Annotated in this window: 9 protein-coding genes; all 9 read left to right on the plus strand. The window is 39.0% G+C overall.

Translation table 11 applies throughout. From position 1 onward, the window contains the following. Positions 1-50 precede the first annotated feature (50 nt). The 9 genes from WAE64_RS15905 to WAE64_RS15945 all read left to right on the plus strand — a co-directional run bounded on the left by WAE64_RS15905 (position 51) and on the right by WAE64_RS15945 (position 22,498). Positions 51-2,495 (plus strand): ABC transporter permease, encoded by a 2,445-nt coding sequence (locus WAE64_RS15905; protein WP_340238122.1) that lies wholly within the window; start codon positions 51-53, stop codon positions 2,493-2,495. 127 nt (positions 2,496-2,622) lie between these two features. Next, a complete protein-coding gene (locus WAE64_RS15910) occupies positions 2,623-5,004 on the plus strand; it encodes an ABC transporter permease (protein ID WP_340238127.1) in 2,382 nt (793 codons plus the stop codon). A gap of 100 nt (positions 5,005-5,104) precedes the next feature. Further along, positions 5,105-7,492, plus strand: coding sequence for an ABC transporter permease (locus WAE64_RS15915; protein WP_340238130.1), 2,388 nt, complete (start codon positions 5,105-5,107; stop codon positions 7,490-7,492). A gap of 94 nt (positions 7,493-7,586) precedes the next feature. Next, positions 7,587-9,953 (plus strand): ABC transporter permease, encoded by a 2,367-nt coding sequence (locus WAE64_RS15920; RefSeq protein ID WP_340238135.1) that lies wholly within the window; start codon positions 7,587-7,589, stop codon positions 9,951-9,953. An 84-nt stretch (positions 9,954-10,037) separates the two neighbouring features. Then, a complete protein-coding gene (locus WAE64_RS15925; protein WP_340238139.1) occupies positions 10,038-12,452 on the plus strand; it encodes an ABC transporter permease in 2,415 nt (804 codons plus the stop codon). A gap of 94 nt (positions 12,453-12,546) precedes the next feature. After that, complete coding sequence (locus WAE64_RS15930) at positions 12,547-14,970, plus strand: ABC transporter permease (RefSeq protein ID WP_340238146.1); 2,424 nt, start codon at positions 12,547-12,549, stop codon at positions 14,968-14,970. Between the two features lie 144 nt (positions 14,971-15,114). Further along, the gene (locus tag WAE64_RS15935) at positions 15,115-17,514 is read left to right on the plus strand and encodes an ABC transporter permease (protein ID WP_340238150.1); all 2,400 of its coding nucleotides are present in this window, start codon (positions 15,115-15,117) and stop codon (positions 17,512-17,514) included. A 76-nt stretch (positions 17,515-17,590) separates the two neighbouring features. After that, entirely contained in the window at positions 17,591-19,957 is a 2,367-nt protein-coding gene (locus tag WAE64_RS15940; RefSeq protein WP_340238155.1) for an FtsX-like permease family protein, read from the plus strand. A 144-nt stretch (positions 19,958-20,101) separates the two neighbouring features. After that, positions 20,102-22,498, plus strand: a complete 2,397-nt coding sequence (locus tag WAE64_RS15945; RefSeq protein WP_340238160.1) for an ABC transporter permease — start codon at positions 20,102-20,104, stop codon at positions 22,496-22,498. The last annotated feature ends 9 nt before the right edge of the window (positions 22,499-22,507 follow it).

Genomic DNA, 22,507 nt, shown 5'->3' on the forward strand with positions numbered 1-22,507 from the left:
AAGATATATTGTAACTTTTAAAAAGTCCCCCTTTAGGGGCTAGGGGTATTATGATAAGAAATTATTTAAAAATAGCGTTTCGTAAACTTTTAAAAAACAAAGCGCATACAGCCATTAATATCATTGGCTTAGCCGTAGCTTTTGGTAGCAGTATATTGTTATACCTCACGGCATCTTATGAATTTTCTTACGACACCTTTCATAAAGATGCCGACCGAGTGTATCGTCTTTATTTTAATACGGTTGATAAAAGCGGCAAACAAGAGTATAGCGCCGCAATGTCTTATCCGCTCACGCCAGCTTTAAAAGCTGAGTTTCCGGAAGTAGAAGCTGCTACTCGTCTTATGTGGCTTGGTGGAGTAATAGAATACCAAGGGAAAAAATTCGAGAAGAATATCAGGGCAGTTGATGCTGGTTTCTTAAAAGTATTTTCTTTTCCGTTGTTGAAAGGTAATGCCAATACAGCTTTAGCCGGCAAAAGTAGTATTGTGATAAGCAAAACTACGGCAGAGAATATATTTGGCAAAACAGACCCAGTTGGTAAGCAAATATCGATTGATTTAGGAGGTAGAAAAGAACCATTTATTGTAGGCGGTGTTCTGGACAATGCGCCTAAAAATTCTACTATTGAGTATGATGTATTAATGCTCAGCGAAAACCATAGCAGCTATGAAGCCTTGAAAAGCTCATGGACAAACCAAAACCATGAGGTTTATATTAAGCTGGCTGCCAACACCTCGCAAGCTACTGCCGAAAAACGTTTTGAGCCTTTTATAAATAAATACATGAAGACTACGGAGGAAGATGCGAAGAAGTCGGGCCGTATGAAAAATGCAAGAGGCCAATATGTGAGTTTATTATTAATGCCTTTTGCAGATGTTCATTTTGACACCATTACCAATTGGGGAAGTGGCGTGAGCAAAAATTATATCTATACACTCTTGACCATCGCCTTATTAATTGTGTTAATAGCCTCTATCAATTTTATTAACCTTACTATTGCTAAATCTTTTACACAGGCTAAAGAGGTAGGGGTGCGTAAATCGTTGGGTGCAAATAAAGGGCAATTGTTTTTACAAGGCTGGGGCGAGTCGTTTCTGGTTTGTTTGGTAGCATTAATTATAGGTTTAGGTATGGCTTATGCCTTTTTACCGCAATTCAATCGCCTGTTTGAATCAAATCTTTCTATACAAAACTTCTTAGTACCTACCAACTTAATAGTTGCAATTATAGGTTTTCTTATCATTACCTTCATTGCTGGTGGTTATCCTGCATTTGTTTCTTCTCGTTTCAATATCGTACAGGTACTAAAAGGAAAACTTACCAAGAAAAAACCTGGCGTATTGCGTAATTCTCTGCTCATTGTTCAGTTCTCTATTTCTTGCTTGCTTATTAGCTGTACGCTGGTAATTTTTGAACAATTAAAGTACCTGAAAAACAAACCAATGGGTTATGACAAAGAGCAAATTATAAGCGTACCTGTCGGTAATACATTAAACCGCAAAACTGCGGTACAGCAGTTTCGTAATGAGTTATCAAAATATCCGACTATTGCATCTGTAACAGGGTCGGGTGTAAATTTTGGTAGTGGTTTAGATGGTAGTTCGTCAAGAAGCACTTATGGATTTGATTATTATCCGAACGAGAGCGATACCCAAAACATGAAGTCTATTCTGACCGATTGGGTACGTGTTGATTATGATTTTTTAAAAACACTAGGTATTAAAACCATTGAGGGCCGAGATTTCAGCCCATCATTTGGTACAGACTCTACGGCTTTAATAGTTACCGAAAGCCTGGTAAAACAAATGGGAGAAAAACATGCTGTAGATAAGTTTTTAATGCCGGATTCGGCAGTGGGTAAGCAAAAAATTATTGGCGTTATACCTGATTTTTATCTTTATTCTTTACGCAGAGAAAGCCGCTCGATAACCCTTGAAATGGCACCTCAAGGCCGAGTTAATTATGTGTTAATAAGAACACAAAGCCAGAATCTGGCCGAAGCAATGGATTTAGTGAAAACTACCTGGAAAAAACTCGTACCTAACGATGAGTTTAAGGGCTCGTTTATCAACGAAAACGTTGATCGTTGGTATAATAGAGAAGAGCGTCTTTCACAAATCTTTAGCCTTGCAGCAAGTATTGCCATTATGCTCTCATGTATGGGCTTATTTGCAGTAGCCTTAATGATAATAGAACAACGTACCAAAGAGATAGGCGTACGCAAAGTATTGGGTGCCAGCATTACAAGTATTGTAAACCTTATTTCAATCGATTTTCTGAAAATGGTGGCCGTAGCCTTTGTAATAGCCACGCCAATAGCCTACTATGTAATGCACAAATGGATACAGGATTTTGCCTATCGCACCGATTTACAATGGTGGATTTTTGCGTTGGCAGGTGTACTTCTGGTTATTATTGCTTTGCTGACAGTCAGTTATCAATCTATTAGAGCCGCATTAATGAATCCGGTAAAATCTTTGAAATCAGACTAAAGACGCCCCCAGCCCCTGAAGGGGTGTTGCTTACGCATGAGTTTAGCAATACTTAATAGGGAGTTGAGGAGACAAACTACAAATATTTAGAAACTAAAAATCCCCCTTTAGGGGCTAGGGGTGTATTATGATACGTAACTATTTAAAAATCGCATTTAGAAATCTTGTCAAAAACAAGGTTTACTCTTTTATCAATATTATGGGGCTTGCCATAGGCATGGGTGTTGCCATGCTAATTGGGCTCTGGATTAATGATGAATTGAGCTTCAATAAGTCGTTCGATAACTATAATAAGTTGGGGCAGGCTTACATGAATCAGACTTTTAATGGTCATATAGGCTCGCAAACAGCAATGCCGCATCCTTTAGCAAAAGAACTGCGTGAGAAGTATCCTGATTTTAAAGATGTAGTGATGAGCTCGTGGAACTACGAGCATATTCTGGCTTATAAAGATGTAAAATTTACAAAAAGCGGTATGCACGTTGAGCCGGCGTTTACCAGCATGTTTTCGCTGAAAATGCTGAAAGGCAGCCAAGACGGTTTACAGGAAGTAAACTCTATTATGCTCAACGAATCGCTGGCAAAAATACTTTTTGGCAACGAAGACCCAATTGGTAAAATAATAAAGTATGATGCGAAAGCTAACATGAAGGTAACAGGTGTATTTCAGGATTTTCCGAATAATACCGAAATGGCTGAAGTACATTTGCTTACACCGTGGGCATATTATCTAGCCGATGAAGCATGGGTAAAAAGAGCTGCCGACGAGTGGGGCAATAACTCTTTTCAATGTTTTACTCAATTAAATGATAAAGCAGAGTTTGAGTCGGTTTCGGCAAAAATTAAAAACCTTGTTTTGAATAAAAGCGATAAGGAAGGGAGAAGGCCTAAACCTGAATTATTTATACACCCAATGAGCAAATGGCATCTTTACTCTGAGTTTAAAGAAGGAGTAAATGTTGGTGGCCGTATTCAGTTTGTATGGCTATTTGGCGTTATAGGTATTTTTGTGTTGCTATTGGCTTGTATCAATTTCATGAACCTGAGCACCGCCCGTTCCGAAAAACGTGCCAAAGAAGTTGGCGTGCGCAAAGCCATAGGCTCTGTTCGTGCGCAATTGGTAAACCAATTTCTGAGTGAGTCGATGTTGGTGGTATTTGTGGCTTTTCTAGTGGCAATTGCATTAGTTGGCATATCTTTACCTTGGTTTAACGACCTGGCTAGCAAAAAAATGACTATGCTCTGGACAAGCCCTGTATTCTGGCTTGTCAGCTTGGTATTTGTGTTTATCACTGGTTTGTTGTCAGGCAGTTATCCTGCGCTTTACCTTTCTTCGTTCGAACCTGTCAGGGTATTAAAGGGTACTTTTAGGGTAGGGCGTTTTGCTTCTCTGCCTCGCAAGATGTTGGTAGTAGTGCAATTTACGGTTTCTATAACGCTTATTATAGGCACTATAATCGTGTATCGCCAGATACAGTATGCCAAAGACAGACCAATTGGCTACGACCGCAGCGGGCTAATTTATATAGACATGACAACCCCTGACTTATATGGAAAATATGATGTTTTGCGTAACGATTTATTAAATACCGGAGCAGTAGAAAACATGGCTGAGTCGTCGAGCCCTACTACTGGTATTTGGTCGAGCAATGTGGGCTTTTCGTGGGAAGGCATGGACCCAAGTGCACAACCACTTTTTGGAACCATTGCTTGTACGCCCGATTTCGGCAAAACAGTGGGTTTTCAGTTTAAAGAAGGCCGTGATTTCTCAAAAGAATTCAAGACCGATACCGCCGCTATGATTCTGAATGAATCGGCCGCTAAGATGGTGGCTTCTAAGGGCGTTGTTGGTAAATATATCAAATGGGGAGATCGTAAATTTCAGGTTGTTGGCATTATAAAAGATATGGTGATGCAGTCTCCTTATGAGCCTATGATGCCTACCGTCTTTTTAATGGACTATAACTGGGCCAACGTTATTTCGGTAAAACTTAAGCCATCGGTGAGTGCAAGTGAAGCACTAAGTAAAGTAGAAACTGTATTTAAGAAACACAATCCGGGTAGCCCATTCAATTATAAATTTGTAGACCACGAGTTCGGGCAAAAGTTTGCGGCCGAAGAACGCATCGGCAAATTAGCTTCATTCTTTGCAGTATTAGCTATTTTCATTTCTTGTCTGGGTTTATTTGGTCTGGCGTCTTTCGTAGCCGAACAACGCACCAAAGAAATTGGTATCCGCAAAGTACTGGGTGCTTCGGTGACTAACTTATGGACATTGCTATCAAGAGATTTTGTAGTGCTCGTAATTATTTCCTGTCTGATTGCTATACCTCTTGCCTACTATTTCTTAAACGACTGGTTGCAGAAGTATGAGTATCGCACTGGTATTTCGTGGTGGATATTTGCAGTATCAGCAGCAGGTGCTTTGGCCATAACTTTATTAACAGTAAGTTTTCAGGCTATCAAAGCAGCATTGATGAATCCGGTTAAGTCTTTGAAGTCAGAATAAAGCGCCCCCGACCGCAGCGGCGAACCGTCCCTAAAGGGGAGTTGAGGGAAAATATTGTTAAACTTTTTAAAAGTCCCCCTTTAGGGGCTAGGGGTATATTATGATTCGAAACTATCTCAAAATTGCCATCCGAAACCTTTTTCGTAATAAGGTTTTCAGCTTTATCAATATTACGGGTTTAGCCCTTGGGCTTGCCGTGTCGACACTTATTTTGTTGTTTGTTTCACACGAAATGAGCTATGATAAGTTTCATGCAAATTACCAGCGTATTTTTAAGGTAAGAGGTTCGGTGAAAATGGGGGAGCAAGAGTTTATGTTTATGAATATGTCGGCAAGGTTAGGCGATGCTCTTAAAGAAAATGCAGCTTTTGTGAAAGCCATTGGCCGCAAAGCGGCTGAATGGAAAGCAACATTTGAGACAGCCCCAAAACACCGTTTTAATGAAGATGGAGTATTATTTGTTGACGCAGGCTTCTTTCAGGTGTTTGATTTCAAGGTCTTAGAAGGAAATGTGTCAGCTATTTCAAAACCTTATACTGTTTTTCTGACACCCGAAATGGCAATCAAGTATTTCGGTAAGGAAAACCCTATTGGTAAAACGCTGAAATTTAATAAAACAGCAGATTTAGAAGTTGCCGGAATTGTAGAGAAGAATCCTTCAAATTCAAGTATTGAATACAATTTCTTGGTCTCGCTTGCTACGCATCTGGCTGAAAATAAAAAGAATTATCCTGAGCATTACACCGATGAAAAACTGAATAGAATCTCGACAGGAGACTACGAAACTTTTGTGTTGCTCGATAACGCTGAGAACCAGAAAAATGCAACAAACATACTACAGAAAATAAGCTCACAAGAAGCCTATAACAAAGATGTTACGTTTTCGCTTGCTTATTTTGCCGACCATTTAGGAACAGGCAATGTGGAAGTAGGCAGCCGGGCTATGTATGTTTATATTTCGGCAGTGGTAGCATTTTTAATATTGCTTCTGGCTTTGGTTAACTTCATGAACCTTACTACGGCAAGAGCCACTACTCGTGCCAAAGAGGTAGGTGTCAGAAAATCTATTGGAGCCAATAGATTGAGTCTGACTACACAGTTTTATGTAGAGTCTACGCTCACCATCTTTATAGCTGCCGTAGTGGCTATAATTTTATTCCAGATACTTCGTCCGGTTTTATATGCAATGCTCGAGCTAAAAATCGACACAGTTTTCTTGGCCAGCCCGTATTTTTTACTTTCTCTGGGCTCGGTTCTTCTGGTAAGCATATTATTGGCAGGTAGTTATCCGGCTTTTGTGTTATCAAGATTCAATCCTATTGAAGTATTAAAAGGTAAGTTTCAGGGGAAAGGAAACACAAGTATTCGCCAATCATTAACTGTTTTCCAGTTGGTGGTTTCTTCTGTATTAATCTTCTGCTCGATTATCATTTTCGGGCAAGTCAAAAAAATGCGGAATAAAAATCTGGGCTTGAATAAAGATGAGATAATAACCATTAACCTTGATGCACAGGCTCGCTCCAAAAATCAGGCATTGTTGAACGACATCAGGCAGGTTGATGGCGTAGAGAATATATCGGGCTCTAAACACAGAATTTTCTTTGAAGGCTACAACATGACTGGCTTGAAGAAAACAGGTACTAAAGACAACAATATGGGGTCAATGGTGGGGACTATCGTTTTTGAGGTAGATTCAGCTTATGTTAATTTATTTGATATTCAGTGGAAGGTTAAACCTAATAGATTGCCGAGTGATTTAAAAAAGAAAGTGGTGCTCAATGAGGCGGCTGTTAAAGCGCTTGGTGAGAATGTAGCCACTATCAAAAATCTGGATATGGGCAATAACGATATGATTGAAGTGGTAGGAGTTGTAAAGGATTTTAACTATTTCAATGTAAAAAATGAAGTAAGACCGCTGATGTTCAAATTCATTACTGATACACGAGAAATGGATTTTCTGAACATTAAAATAAGCAAAACCGCCGATGTGGTGGCTACAGTAGCACAAATAGAAAAAGCTTATAACCGCTATAAAGTAGAAGATGCCTTTACGTATTATTTCGCCGATGAATCATTCGATAGACTATTCAAGGCCGAAGAGCGCATAGCAAGTATATTCGGGGCATTTACCGGAATCGCAATCTTTATTGCATGCCTGGGGCTGTTTGGGTTGATAACGTTTATGGCCGAGCAAAAAACGAAAGAAATTGGTATCAGAAAAGTGCTTGGCGCATCAGTTATAAACATCGCTTCGCTGCTGTCGAAAGGTTTTTTGAAACTGGTATTAATAGCCATCGTGATAGCTACGCCTATTGCTTACTATGCTATGGATAAATGGCTGCAGGATTTCGCTTACCGCATAGAAGTATCATGGTGGATATTCGCAGCCGGTGGCTTGGCAGTAATCACATTAGCATTAATAACAGTGAGCTATCAGGCTGTAAAAGCAGCATTGATGAATCCGGTGAAGTCATTGAAAAGTGAATAACACGCCCGACCGCAGCGGCGGACCGTCCCTAAAGAGGAGTTGAGGGAACAAAATATATAATCTTTAAAAAAGTCCCCCTTTAGGGGCTAGGGGTATGCTACAAAACTATTTCAAAATAGCGCTAAGAGGTTTGTGGAAAAACAAGCTTTTCTCGTTTATCAACATTGTTGGTCTGGGGCTGGCTATGACCTTCGGTTTGATAGCGCTCCTACAGGTACAAAATGTTTTTGAGTATGATAATTTTCACCCTTATCCTGAAAGAACTTATCGGATTCTGACAGATTTTAAAGATGAAAATGGCAGAGAAACTGCTTATGCTTCGTCACCGTTTTTACTGGCCGATAAACTCAAAGACGATTATGGGTTTGTAGAAAAATCAGCTCGGGTAATTCGTTTTTTTTCGGGTGAAATGAACAACCGAATGAAGACAATCCGAATGAACGGTATTTACGTTGACCCTACATTCTTTGATATTTTCGCTTTCCCTCTCGAAAAAGGCACTTATCCTGTTGCGCCTAACACTGTTGTATTGAATCATGAAACTGCCGAAAAGTTTTTTGGTACTACCGACCCCGTTGGCAAAACCATTACACACAACGATTACGGCGTTTTTACGATTACAGGTGTACTAAAGCCTTATAAGTACCGAGGTACGCATTTCAGAAGCGACCTGATGGTTTCGATGGCTACTTTTACGAACCTTAATAAAGACAAGCAAGACCTTAAAAACTGGACAAAATACGATACTTATACCTTTGTATTGCTCAATAAAAATACTGAGCCTGCTACACTCGACAGGGCACTGGCAACAATTGCTACTCAAAACAAAAAAGACACAGGTTTTGGCAAAACAAGCCATGAGTATCGCCGACAGGCGCTAAAAGACATTTCGCCTGCTTTTGAGCACTTAGAGAAAAATGCCTATGTAGAAAGCGTTGCCGATTTGTCGGTCAATTTTATTATGGCATTGGTTATTATAGTGCTTGCAGGCTTTAATTATACTAATCTTACACTAGCTCGTTCATTAAGTCGTGGCAAAGAAGTGGGTGTAAGAAAAGTGTCGGGTGCTGTGCGTAAACAATTAGTTGGGCAGTTTTTAATTGAGGCTGTTGTATTAGCCTTTTTTGCCTTGTTAATAGCCTACACAAGTTTTACTTTAATCAAGCAATATGTGCATGTTTCGTGGATGGTGTGGGAGGTAGAAAATAAAATGCTGATGTGGGCAATTTTTGCAGGCTTTGCCTTAATAACAGGTATTATAGCAGGGGTATTTCCGGCACGTATCTTATCTGGTTTTCAGCCTGCGCAAGTTTTAAAAGGAGAACTAGGACCAAGCTCATTCGGCAAAATCAGTCTACGCAAAAGCCTGATAGTAATTCAGTTTGTGGTTACGCTTGTGTATATGGCGCTCAATGTAAGTATGTATAGCCAGTTTGAATACATGGCCACCGAAAACCAGAACTTCAACCGTAAAAATATACTCAACATTACGCTTGCCGATAGCGACTATAAATTATTAAGAAACGAAATCTCCCGCTTATCAGGTGTTGAAAGCATTGGTGTTACTTCAAATGTTTTCGGTAATGGGGCCAGCCAATATGCCATTAAAGCAAAACGTACTGACGAAAACCTGGCGACGAATTATTTTTCGGTAGATAATCGCTTTGTTGATAATATGCAACTCAGCTTTGTAGCAGGTAAAAACCTGCCTGATGCTACCGTAGACTCTTCTGGTAATTTTGTTTTGCTCAACGAAAAAGCTGTTACTCTACTTCATTTAGGTAGTCCACAGGAAGCAATTGGTAAAATGGTCTTTCTGAATAACGTAACCCAAGCATTGGTAAGTGGTGTAGTAAAAGATTTTTGCTTTGATAATTACCAGTTTAAAGTGAAGCCGCTTGTGCTTCAGTATAATCCGGAGCATTTCAATATCTTAACAATCAAAACAAATGCTTCTGTTAACGAGGCATCGCTTGTGGCAGCTATTGACAAAATCTGGAAACGTTACCATCCTTACGATGCCATAGTGTATTCGTGGTATCAACAAGAACTTTACGAACGCTATTTTCCGGGAGAAGATATGCATTTTGCTGGTTTAACTACAGTCGTCGGTTTTATAATAGCCATTATGGGCTTGTTGGGCATGGTTACTTATAGCACCGAAAAAAGAACAAAGGAGATTGGTATTCGTAAAGTATTAGGTGCATCGGCTACAGAAGTAGTGCGCTTATTGTCATGGAGTTTCCTAAAGTTATTATTCATTTCAGCATTAATAGCTTTTCCACTAGCTTATGGTGGCAGTTGGTTTGTGCTTAATTTCTTTGCTTTTAATCCGGGGCTAAACGTGGTTTTACTTTTGGCGAGTTTCGGTACCATATTTCTGATTGCCTTATTTACCATAGGTTTCAAAACCTATCAGGCTTCCTTAATGAATCCTGTAAAAACTTTGAAAACGGAGTAATAGAGTGTTAAAATAACTTAAATGAAATGAGAGTGATTAGATGAGGGTGTATCTTCAAATTCTAATCTTCAAAATTTCAAAATTATGTTAAAAAACTATCTGAAAATCTCTTGGCGTAACCTCATGAAACGTAAGTTTTATACTTCGGTTACGATTTTCGGCTTATCGGTCGGAATCACCTTTGCTTTGCTTATTGGTAGCTATGTATGGGGCGAAATGAGTGTAAATAGTGAGCTGAGAAACCTTGATAACCAATACATGATTCAGAGCAAATGGGACAAGGAAAACATGGGTGTTGAGTTTACGTCCTTAGGGCCATTAGCAAAAGTATTGAAAGAAAATTACCCGAGTCTGGTAGAAAATTATTATCGTTTTGATGCGGTAACTACCATTATTTCAAAAGGTGATAAGGTTTTCAGAGAAGATATACAACTAGCCGATTCTACCATACTAAATATGTATGGCTTCCCGCTTCTACAAGGTAATCCTAAAACAGCCTTGAATGAGCCTAATACAATGGTGATTTCGACAGACCAAGCTGTCAAGTATTTCGGTAGAACCGACGTAGTAGGGGAGAGCCTGAGAATAGAGTCTTTTTTAGGTGAAAAGCGAGATTTTATGATTACCGGAGTTTTAGGCAATGTTCCGCTTAACTCGGTTACGAATCTTGTAACTATGCTTAACAAACTTCCGATTTTAATCTCATTTAGCAATGCCGAGTTCTTAGGCCGCAATCAATATGATTCCTGGAGCAACGCATATATTGTTAATTACATCGAACTAAAGAAAGGCGTTAAAAAAGAAGATTTAACAAAGCCATTAGCGCAATTGATTAAGGCAAATACACCAAAAGCAATCAGTGAGCATCTACACGCTTATCTGAAACCATTAAAAGAAGTATATGCTGATGGCAACGATGGTCTCGTAAAAAAGACTACTCTCACATTGAGTATAATCGCTTTGTTTATTTTGCTGATGGCGGTTGTGAATTTTGTGAATATATCTGTTGGCAATTCTTCTGCTCGTCTAAAAGAAATAGGCGTAAGAAAAGTACTAGGAAGCATGAAAGGCCAGATTTTACGCCAGTTTTTAACCGAATCGGTTCTTATCAGCTTATTTAGCCTGGTAGTTTCTTTGTTATTGTATCAACTTTTCAGACCTTATTTCTCTGAAATACTCCAAAAGGATATTATTTCATTATTCAGCGCATCACCTTATTTCTATGTAGTTGCTGTTGCATTAAGCCTGTTTATTGGTTTGCTGAGTGGACTTTATCCTTCATTAGTGCTGGCTAATTTGCCATCGGTCGACTCAATGAAAGGCAAGTTGAAATCGGTAAAAGAAAATATCTTTTTCAGACGCTTATTACTGGCGTCTCAGTTTACTGTCGCCTTGTTTGTTTTTGGAGGTGCAGCGGTTATTTCACAACAGGTAAACTACTTTTTTAATAAAGATTTAGGCTATAACAAAGAAGCCGTTTTTTCAATCAGAGTGCCTCGGGACTGGTCAGCCAAGGGCGTCGAAAAAATGGAGACTACCAGAAACGAGATAGCGCAATTGAAGGACGTTAGACAAGGTAGTTTATCGTGGGAGATACCCGATGGCAATGCAGGCTTCAATAGTGCTATTTACAAACCTGGGCAAGATTCAACCAAAGCCTTTTATGCACCAACTTTAGTAACCGACGAAAGATTTGCCCAAACCTACGGAATACCAATGGCAGCAGGGCAATATTTCCATGCAGCACAAGGTACTTATCAACCTGAAAGAGTGGTTTTGAACGAAGCCGCTATTAAGACGCTAGGCTATAAAACTCCACAAGATGCTATTGGGCAGCAGGTAAGGTTACATTATTATCCAAAGCCTTTTACAGTTGTTGGCGTAATTAAAGATTTTCATTTTGAGTCTATGCATGCAGCTATTAAACCAACGGCTTTTATGCAGGTAAAAGACAATAATTATTACCGTTACCTATCATTCAGGCTCAATCCGTCAAATCTGGCAGAAGCCATGAGAAGCATTGAAGCCAAGTGGAGAACCTTGCTACCTGATGCACCTTTTGAATATACTTTCATGGACGAAACGGTTCAGAAACTATATCAGTCAGAAGTGCAATTGCAGCAGGCCGCTAAGGTGGCTACAATACTAGCTATTATTATTGTCTTATTGGGTATTCTGGGCATGGTGTCGTTGAATATTACCAGAAGAACCAAAGAGGTAGGTATTCGTAAAGTTTTAGGGGCATCGGGTATAAGTATTGTTTTTCTGTTCTTAAGAGAATTCCTGATTGTGCTGGCAATAGCCATTCTCATTGCATTTCCGCTAGCTATTATGAGTATGAATAACTGGCTACAAAATTATGCTTACCGCATTGAATTAAGCTGGATAACCTTTGCTTCGGTCGGCCTTGTTTTTGTGCTGATGGTTGCATTACTTGTAGGTTTTCAGACCCTGAAAGCAGCAAGGATGAATCCGGTTAAGAGTTTGAAAATAGAGTAAATTGGAGAAAGGAAAAAGTAGCAAGTAGAATGGAATAACATTTTATTAAACTACTTTCTCCTTGTTTCTTTCTCCTTTAACCATAAACAAAATTATGATACGCAATTACTTAAAAATCGCTTTTAGAAACCTTACCAAACACAAAGGTTTCACTTTTATTAACATTGCAGGCTTGTCTATCGGGCTAACCTGTTTTTTGTTAATTGCACTGTATGTAAAAGATGAATTGAGTTACGACCGATTCAATGAAAACGCCGATCGTACTTATCGCGTTACCCGTGTATTCAAATCGAACGATGGTACGGTAAGTTTGCATCTGGGGCACGTAGCGCCTGCTTTTATGCAGTATTTCGAAAATGATTTTTCGGAAGCAGAGCAAATTACTCGCCTTTTTGGTGCCAATGCAGTGATGAATCGACCTGAGAATCTGGAAAAGAAATATCAGGAGTCAAAAATGTATTTTGCCGAGGCAAATCTATTAAAGGTGTTTTCTATCAAAATGCTTTCGGGTAATGCTGATAAAGTTTTGGTAAATCCTTTTACGATTGCTATTTCAAAGACAACAGCAGAGAAGTATTTTGGTACGCAAGACCCAATTGGTAAACTACTAAGGTTAGATAACAAGTATGATTTCACTGTATCGGGTGTTTATGAGCCATTACCCTCGCAATCACATTTCCATGCCGATGCCCTGATGTCAATGAGTACATTGAACGATGATCGTATTTATGGCAAAGAAAATATGAAACAAGATTGGGGCGGAAACAATTTTGCTACTTATTTCTTGATGCCAAAAGGTTATGATATAGCGAGGCTAGAAAGTAGAATCAAACCATTTCTTGATAAAAATTTACCTGTTTATGAAGGTAGAAAAGGTTCTCAGTATTCTGATTTAGTATTTCAGAGACTAACAGATATTCACTTACATTCGCATCTGGATTCGGAACATGAAGCAAATGGTGATATTAAATACGTATATACTTTTTCGGCAATAGCCTTTTTTATTCTTTTGATTGCTTGTATTAACTACATGAACCTGGCAACGGCTAGGTCGGCAGGTAGAGCAAAAGAAGTAGGGCTTCGTAAAGTAGTGGGGGCTGTACGCTCACAGCTTATCGGGCAGTTTTTGAGCGAATCGCTTTTATTGACTATTCTCTCATTAATCATTGCGCTTGTTGCTACAGTATTGCTCATTCCGGTGCTTAATGATTTTGCTAATAAGGCATTAACCTTCTCCGGCTTGTTCGATGGGGGTTTTATTCTGCTTATTTTAGGTATTATTTTCTTTACGGGAGTATTGGCTGGAAGTTATCCTGCATTTTTCCTCACAGCTTTTCAGCCTGTTGAGGTTTTGAAAGGAAAAATCAAAAATGCCATGAAAAACGGACGTTTACGTCAGGTATTAGTAGTTATGCAGTTTTCAATTGCCTGTATACTTATTATCAGTACAGGGGTTATTTACCAGCAATTAAGTTTTATGATGAATCAGAACGCGGGCTACAAAAAAGACCAAGTGATTGTGATGCGGTCTGGTAATGATAATTCAGTTGACTTTGAGAGTTTTAAACAGGAACTGAAACGCCAGGCAGGTGTAAAAAATGTAACCCATTCGTCAAGAACACCAACAGGACGTTTGCTTGACTCACAAGGTGCAAAAGTAGCTAAGGGCGATTCAATAGCGCCTACCAGCACAGAAATAAAAGCATTATCAGTTGACCATGATTTCTTATCAACATACGAAATACCTCTGGTTGCGGGTAGAGATTTTTCAAGAGCTTTCAAGTCTGACGACTCAACGGCTTATATCTTGAACGAAGCCGCTGTGAGATCAATCGGCTGGAAAAATAATGCTGATGCTATTGACGAACTATTTGAATACGGAGGTAATAAAGGGAAAGTAATAGGTGTAGTAAAAGATTTCCATTTTGAGTCGTTACACCAGAAAATAGTACCGATGGTGATGCTTATTAACAATGGCTGGCGCAACTGGCTTTCAATAAGCATCTCTGCCGGAAACTTTCAGAATAGCATAGCAAGCGTTGAAAAAACATGGAAAACCTATATGCCAAATACGCCATTCAGCTATCAGTTTTTAGATGAGCGTTTTAATAAACAGTATGAGGCCGAGCAAAAACAACGTTCTCTGTTTATGTTGTTTGCAGGTATTTCTATCTTTATTTCATGCCTTGGCTTATTTGCATTAGCAGCCTTTATGGCAGAGCAACGCCGCAAAGAAATTGGTGTTCGTAAAGTGTTAGGGGCATCGGTATCTAGCATTACAACTTTACTCTCAAAAGACTTTATCAAACTGGTGCTTATATCTATTGTTATTGCCTCGCCTATTGCATGGTATGCCATGAGTAGCTGGTTGGCCGATTTTGCTTACCGCATCAATATTCAATGGTGGATTTTCCCTGTGGCCGGGCTCATAGCTGTTTTGATAGCAGTGTTAACTGTAAGTTATCAGGCTATTTCAGCTGCTTTGGTAAATCCGGTAAAGAGTTTGAAGTCGGAGTAAAGACGCCCCCAGCCGCAGCGGTGGACCGTCCCTAAAGGGGTGTTGCTTACGCCAGCTTGTGTTAATTAGACAAGCATTGGCTAATGGGGTTAGTAAAAGTATTGTCTAATTTTTAAAAAAGTCCCCCTTTAGGGGCTAGGGGTTATGATAAAAAACTATTTAAAAATCGCTTGGAGAAGCTTATTGAAAAGCAAACTCTTTACAGCTCTTAATCTTTTAGGCTTGGCCTTGGGGTTAACGGTGTCGCTATTGTTGATGCTTTATGTGAAAGACGAACTTTCGTTTGATAAATATCATTCAAAAGTTAAAGATATTTATCGTGTTGGGGTAACGGCTACTTTCGATGGTAAAAGTCAGAAATGGGCCAATGCACCTAATGTAGTAGGGCCAAGCATGAAAAATGAGATTGCGGAAGTAAAACAACAAACCCGCATTTTACTCAATGATTTTGGGCAAACGGCCTTTGTAAACTCAGGTGAGCGGAAGTTTGCAGAGAAAAAACTCTATTGGGTAGATGGTACTATTTTTGAGATTTTTGACATAAAACTTGTACAAGGAAATCCACAAGTAGCCCTGAAAGACCCTAATAAAGTGGTGCTGAGCCAATCAGCAGCCCAAAGATATTTCGGCAACAATAATCCGATAGGTAAAGTGTTGAAAGTAGGTAGCAAACAAACCTTAGAAGTAACGGGTGTTTATGAAGACTTACCACATAATTTCTCATTAGATGCCGATTTAATGGGTTCATTCAACACTTTAGAGTGGGCTTCTAAAAACCTGGTATGGAGTAATTCGAGTTTTGAAACCTATCTTTGGTTGACTCCAAATGCCAATCAGCAAAAGGTTGAAAAACAAATGGCGGCTATTCTAGAGAAAAATCTTCCGAATAAAGAAGACCGCTGGTTTTCGCTATGGTTACAACCACTTACTGACGTGCATTTAGGTTCGGGCGATATTGTTTATGCCAATATCACACGCATCGGCGATGCCAAGCAGGTAAAAATATTATTGATTCTTGCAGTAGTGGTATTAGTGATTGCCTGTATCAATTATATGAATCTGGCAACGGCTCGCTCTCAGAAGCGTTTCAAAGAAGTTGGCATCAACAAAACCATTGGTGCTACTAATTGGCAGTTAATTGGTCGCTTTTATACCGAAACCGCTCTTACTATTGTATTGGCATTGGCATTGGGCCTAGTATTTTTAATATTAGCCCTGCCATTTTTTAACCAAATAGCCGATAAAAACTTATTGATAAAAGATGTTTTTACACCCGAAGTAAGCATTGGCTTATTACTTATTTTTGCGATTGTAACATTTGTTTCGGGTTCATATCCGGCGTTTTATCTTTCTTCTTTTGCACCAAAAAATCTACTACAGACCTCTATCAATAAAAAAACAGGTGCGGGGTTTTTCCGTCAGTCTTTAGTGGTTGTGCAGTTTTCAGCATCGATTATTCTTATTATCTGCACTTTTATATTCTTTCAGCAATTAAGGTTTATTCAGAATAAAAAACTAGGCTATAGCCCTGAGCAAGTTGTAGCCGTAATGACAGCAGGCGCAGAAAGCAAAGAGCAAATTGATGGGCTTATAAATAATTACAAGGGTCTAAGTTCGGTTATAGAAACTGTGCGTGCACAGGCCTATCCGGGTGTTGGCGGAAGTGGCCGCTCAATGTCTAAACCTAACAATCCGAAAGAGTCGTTTTTTGTTCGTACCAATCGTGTAAGTGGAGACTTTGCAAAAGTATTAGACCTGAAATTTGTGGCAGGTAAAACTTTACCATTGATAAAAGCCGAAAAAGACACTACCGTGCAGATAGTAGTCAATGAAACAACTACTAAGCTATTGGGTTATAAAAATCCACAAGAGGCCGTCGGGAAAATAGCTCCCGATTTATTCTGGAATCAGAAATCTGAAATTGTTGGTGTGGTAAAAGACTTTCATTATGAATCCTTTCATCAGCCCATAGGTGCCTATGCTTTTCATAATAGCCCTACAGAAGGTAGGCCTTATTTATTGGTGAAAGTAAATACCAGCGATTTGGAACAGACAATGAAACAATTGGAAGCTGCCTTTAAAAAGAGCATTCCTTCTTCGGCTTTCGAATACCTGTTCCTTGACCAGTTCTTGAATACACTTTATAGAGCCGAAAATCAAACCGCTAACGTTGTACTATTGTTTTCGGGTTTAGCTATTCTGATAGCCTGCTTGGGTTTATTTGGTTTAGCTGCTTACACAGCTGAGCAACGTACCAAAGAGATTGGTATTCGCAAGGTTTTGGGAGCTTCAGTGGCAGGTATTACTACTTTGCTATCAAAAGACTTCCTGAAATTGATTATCATCGCCGTGCTTGTTGCCAGCCCGATTGCCTATTATTTTATGAACCAATGGCTAAAAGACTTTGCCTATCAGGTTACTATCGAATGGTGGGTATTTGTTATAACTGGGCTTGTAGCTGTTTTTGTGGCTTTGTTAACAGTAAGTTATCAAGCTATCAGAGCCGCTTTGGTGAATCCGGTAAAATCATTAAAAACAGAATAGCAGAGGGCGTGGGGCAGAGGGCATAGGGAACAAAAACCACCCATGCCCTTTGCCCTTGCCCCTCTGCCCATAAACTATGAAACTCAAATTTACATTGCGGGTATTAAGCAGAAATAAGCTTTTTACTTTTCTGAATATCTTCGGCCTTGCTTTGGGTATGGCAGGCGGAATAATTGTGTTTCAGTTGGTAAAATACCATTTGAGCGTTGATACCTATCATAAAAATGCTGAAAGGATTTATCGGGCTGTTGTTGATTTGCATCTGGGCGATGGCAGTATAGAACATGAAAGAGGAAGCTCCTTCATACTACATAATACCCTAAAAAAAGAGTTTTCAGCAGTTGAGCATGCCGCTTATCTGGCTCATCGGCCTTTGACTATTGCCGTAGCCGCAAAAAACAAGGTTAATAAATATTTAGAGAAAGAGTCGGCAGCTTTTACGAATGCCGATTATTTCAGGATTTTTGACTACGATTGGAAAGTTGGCAAACCCGAAGTATTAGATAATCCCAATAACGTGGTGCTTACAGAACGTTATGCAAAAAAGTATTTTGGTACCGAAAACCCTATTGGCAAAAGCATTAAGCTAGAGAATAAACAAGAAGTAGTTATTGCGGGTATAGTGGGCAATTATCCTGATAACACAGATTTAAAGACTGATGTTTTTGTTTCTCTGCCAACAATCAAAACGCTTGTGCCTAATTATGGCTACGAAGATTGGGGATGGATTGAAACCAGTAGAGAAACATTTGTGATGCTACGCTCGGCAGACTTGAAAAACGACTTCAATAAGCAAATGCCTGCCTTTTCAAAAAGGTATCACGGAGCTGATAGTGAAATATTCAGATACCATCTACAAGATTTATCAGATATACATTTCAATATCGATTACGGAGGCAAGATAAAGAAATCAACCATAAATCTATTGCTCATCATCGGGGTACTTATGGTAGTAATAGCTTGCATTAACTTCATCAATTTGTCTACGGCTCTTTCATTCAAGCGTTACAAAGAAGTTGGTGTAAGAAAAACGCTGGGAAGTTCAAAATGGCAAATCTTCTGGCAATTTATCAGCGAAACAGCTATTGTGGCTACTTTATCGGTAGTTTTGGCTGTGCAAATAGCTTTTTTTGCTGGCCCGTTATTAGGTCAATGGTTGAAAACTCCTATAAATGTTAATGTTTTTAATGATTTGAAATTAGTAGGCTTTATTGTGCTCTTGCTCATAGCCATTATATTTATTGCAGGGTTTTATCCAGCAACTGTAATTGCGAGTTTTAACCCATTAAAAGCTTTAAAAAACATTGCCGAAGTCCCGGGGAAATTTACTCTCCGAAAAAGCCTTGTAGTAACGCAATTCAGCATAGCCTGTATTCTTATTGCAGTTTCAATAATAGTTGTTTTACAATTAGATTATCTCAAAAACAAGGATTTAGGTTTAAACAAAGACCTGATTCTTCATGTGAATATACCTAATACTGAAAGCAATAGTATGAATGCTTTCAAGAATCAGCTATTGCAACAGGCTGATATTGAAAACGTTTCGTTTTTCCGTACTGCACCTACTTCACAATCAGGTAATGGCGGTAGTATTAAATTTGAAAACAGAGACTGGGAGAAATTTATAGGGAGGTCTAAAACAGCAGATGCTGCCTACATTGATACCTATGGTATAAAGCTGGTAAGTGGCCGTAAACCCATAGCTTCTGATACTTTAAGGGAACTGTTGGTTAACGAAAAAATGGTAAAAGACTTAGGACTTAAATCGCCTGAAGAAGCTCTTAATAAACGACTCTTGGTAGGAGATTTCAGCAAAATAGGTGTCATTGTAGGCGTAGTTGCTGATTTTAATAATACTGACCTTTATTCGGGTATTGAGCCTACAATAATTTTCTCGTCGCAGGCGCATTACCGCCAGGCGGCTATTAAGCTGAAAACCTATAATGCTGCTACTATTCAGAATATAGCCGGAATATGGGAGAAACTATACCCTGATAATGTTTTTGAGTATTCGTTTTTTAAAGAAGATATTGCTCGTTTCTATGAGCGTGAAGAACTGATAAGTAATCTTACGAAAACCTTTGCGGCTTTATCGGTCTTTATCTCATGTTTAGGCTTGTTTGGTCTGGCTACTTTTTCAATTAAGCAACGCACCAAAGAAATCGGTATCCGCAAAGTGCTTGGGGCTTCGGTTGTAAGTATTACTACACTTTTATCTTTAGACTTTCTGAAACTGGTTGCGGTTGCTATTGTGGTGGCTGTTCCGATTGCATATTATTTTATGGCAGAGTGGTTGCAGGGTTTTGCTTATCGGGTTTCTATCGAATGGTGGGTATTTGCGGCTACCGGCATTGCGTTAATACTGATAGCTTTATTAACCATCAGTTTTCAGGCTATCAAGGCGGCTTTGGTGAATCCGGTTAAGTCTTTGAAGTCGGAATAAAATAAACCACCCCCGGCCGCAGCGGCGGACCGTCCCTGAAGGGGTGTTGCTTACGCATATACTTATAAAAAGGGAAATTGAGTAAGAAAACAGTAGATATTTATAAACTAAACAAGTCCTCCTTTAGGGGTTAGGGGTAAAATTATGATACGCAATTACTTAAAAATCGCACTGAGAAACCTTTTTCGGCATAAGGTTTACAGTTTTATCAACATTGCCGGGCTTAGTATTGGTTTGGCTGCCGCTATGCTTATTATGCTTTATACCAAAGATGAAGTAAGCTACGACCGTTTTCATGCCAATGGTGCCAATATCTATCGTATTACTACCGAGTGGATTAATCCAGATGGTAGTGTAAAACAAGGTGATGGTACTACCGGATATTTTCAAGGACCAAAGTTTAAAGACGGTGTAGGGGAAATTCAATCTTACTTAAGGGTAAGAAGCGATTTTAGAAATATACGTCAAGGGACAGAAATTAAAGGATATGAGATGTTAGAAACTGATTCTAATTTCTTTTCAGTATTTAGTTTTCCACTGATTAGCGGAAACCCTGCCACGGCGCTCCAAAAGCCAAAATCTATTGTTATTTCAGACGAAATGGCTGAAAAACTTTTCAAGAGTACTGATGTATTGGGTAAAACTATTGAGTTTGTAGAAGAAGAAAAACTAGAGCCTTATCTGATTACAGGTGTTGCCAAAAAAGCCCCTCAAAACTCGTCGGTGAAGTTTGATTTCTTATTACCTATGATAGTTAAAAATGAGGCGTATCAAGACAAAGAAAACTGGTTTAATTTCTTTCTGAATACTTTTGTTGTATTGTCTCCCAATGCAACTCAAGCAAGCGCAGAGGCTAATATGCAACGTGTGTATGAAGCTGACGCTCAGGAAACTATTAAGAAAATGGCCAAAGATTTTGATATAAAAGAAAATGCCCGATATGCCTTGCAGCCTATTACCGATATGCACCTGAGTACAAAATTTGCAGCGAGCAATGGCTTAACCGATGCTAGTAATCCTACTTTCTCTTATATCTTGTCGAGCATTGCTATCTTTATTTTGTTGATAGCCTGTATCAATTTTATTAACCTTACAGTGGCACGTTCGTTGAAACGAGCCAAAGAAATTGGTGTAAGAAAAGTAGTAGGCGGTGATAGAAAACAATTGATTATGCAGTTCCTGGGCGAATCGTCGGTACTATGTCTAATAGCATTTTTACTCGCTATTGGGCTTGTGCAAATAGTTTTACCTACTTTCAATCAATTATCAAACAAAGTACTAGCTTTCTCTTATTTGTTTGATTTCAAATTGATAGTTGCCTACATTATTCTATTTATTATCACAAGTTTACTTGCCGGATTTTATCCTGCTTTGGTTTTATCAGGCTACGACCCAATTAAAACTTTATACAGCCGCTTTAACCTGACAGGTAAAAACTACTTGCAAAGAAGCCTTGTAGTAGTACAATTTGGTTTGGCTTCTTTTCTGATTATTGCTACACTTACCATTTATTCGCAGTTTAATTACCTGACTACGAAACAACTGGGCTATGATGATAAAAATCTGATAATGGTTGATAAATGGCGAATGAGCCATGCGCAAGCGAAGCTTTTTTCGGATGAACTTTTAAAAAATCCGAACATTATTACTGTTGCTCCAAAAAATGGTGGTTCTTGGGGAACAGTGGCAAGAGTTAACGGAGAAACACAAATAGATTTTGCTTATGAAACGGTTAATCCGGCTTTTTTGCCAATGCTGAAAATACCCATTCTGCAAGGTCGTAATTTCTCTCCTGATTTTCCGTCAGACTCAACTCAGTCAGTGCTGGTAAACGAAACTTTTGTAAAAAAAGCAGGTTGGAAAAACCCAATCGGACAAGAAATAAATTTCTGGTACGATAAAAACCCAAAATATAAGGTAATAGGTGTAGTAAAAGACCATCATTTTAATGCCTTGAATCAAGAAATTGGTTCTCAGGTATTTACCATGAAGCCAAGTAATGATTACGGGAGAATGTATATTAAAATCAAACCTAATACAGAGGTTGCAAGTTTGAAACACATCGAAAAGACTTTCAGAAAAATTTTCCCGATTAATTCATACGACTATAAGTTCCTGGAAACCGAAAACCTGAAAAAATACGAAGCAGAAGCCAAATGGAAGCAAATCATGCTGTTTGGAGCAGTGTTGACAATCTTTATCTCTTGTATAGGCTTATTTGGTCTGGCTACCTTATCGGCCGAAAAACGTACCAAAGAAATCGGTATCCGCAAAGTGCTTGGTGCATCGGTTAGCAGCCTTGTGAAATTACTCTCTGTTGATTTTCTAAAACTCGTAGGATTGTCGTTTGTATTTGCTTTCCCGTTGGCGTTTTATGCAGCACAAGAGTGGCTCAAAAACTACCCTTATCGCATATCTATTGGGGTATCAATATTTGCGCTTACGGCTGTTGTAACTATTGTTATAGCTTTACTGACCGTAGGCGGGCAGGCAATTCGGGCGGCTTTGGTGAATCCTGTGAAATCCTTGAAGTCTGAATAAATCAGCTAG

Origin of the sequence: Emticicia soli (assembly GCF_037860775.1) — a bacterium.
Taxonomy (GTDB): domain Bacteria; phylum Bacteroidota; class Bacteroidia; order Cytophagales; family Spirosomataceae; genus Emticicia; species Emticicia soli.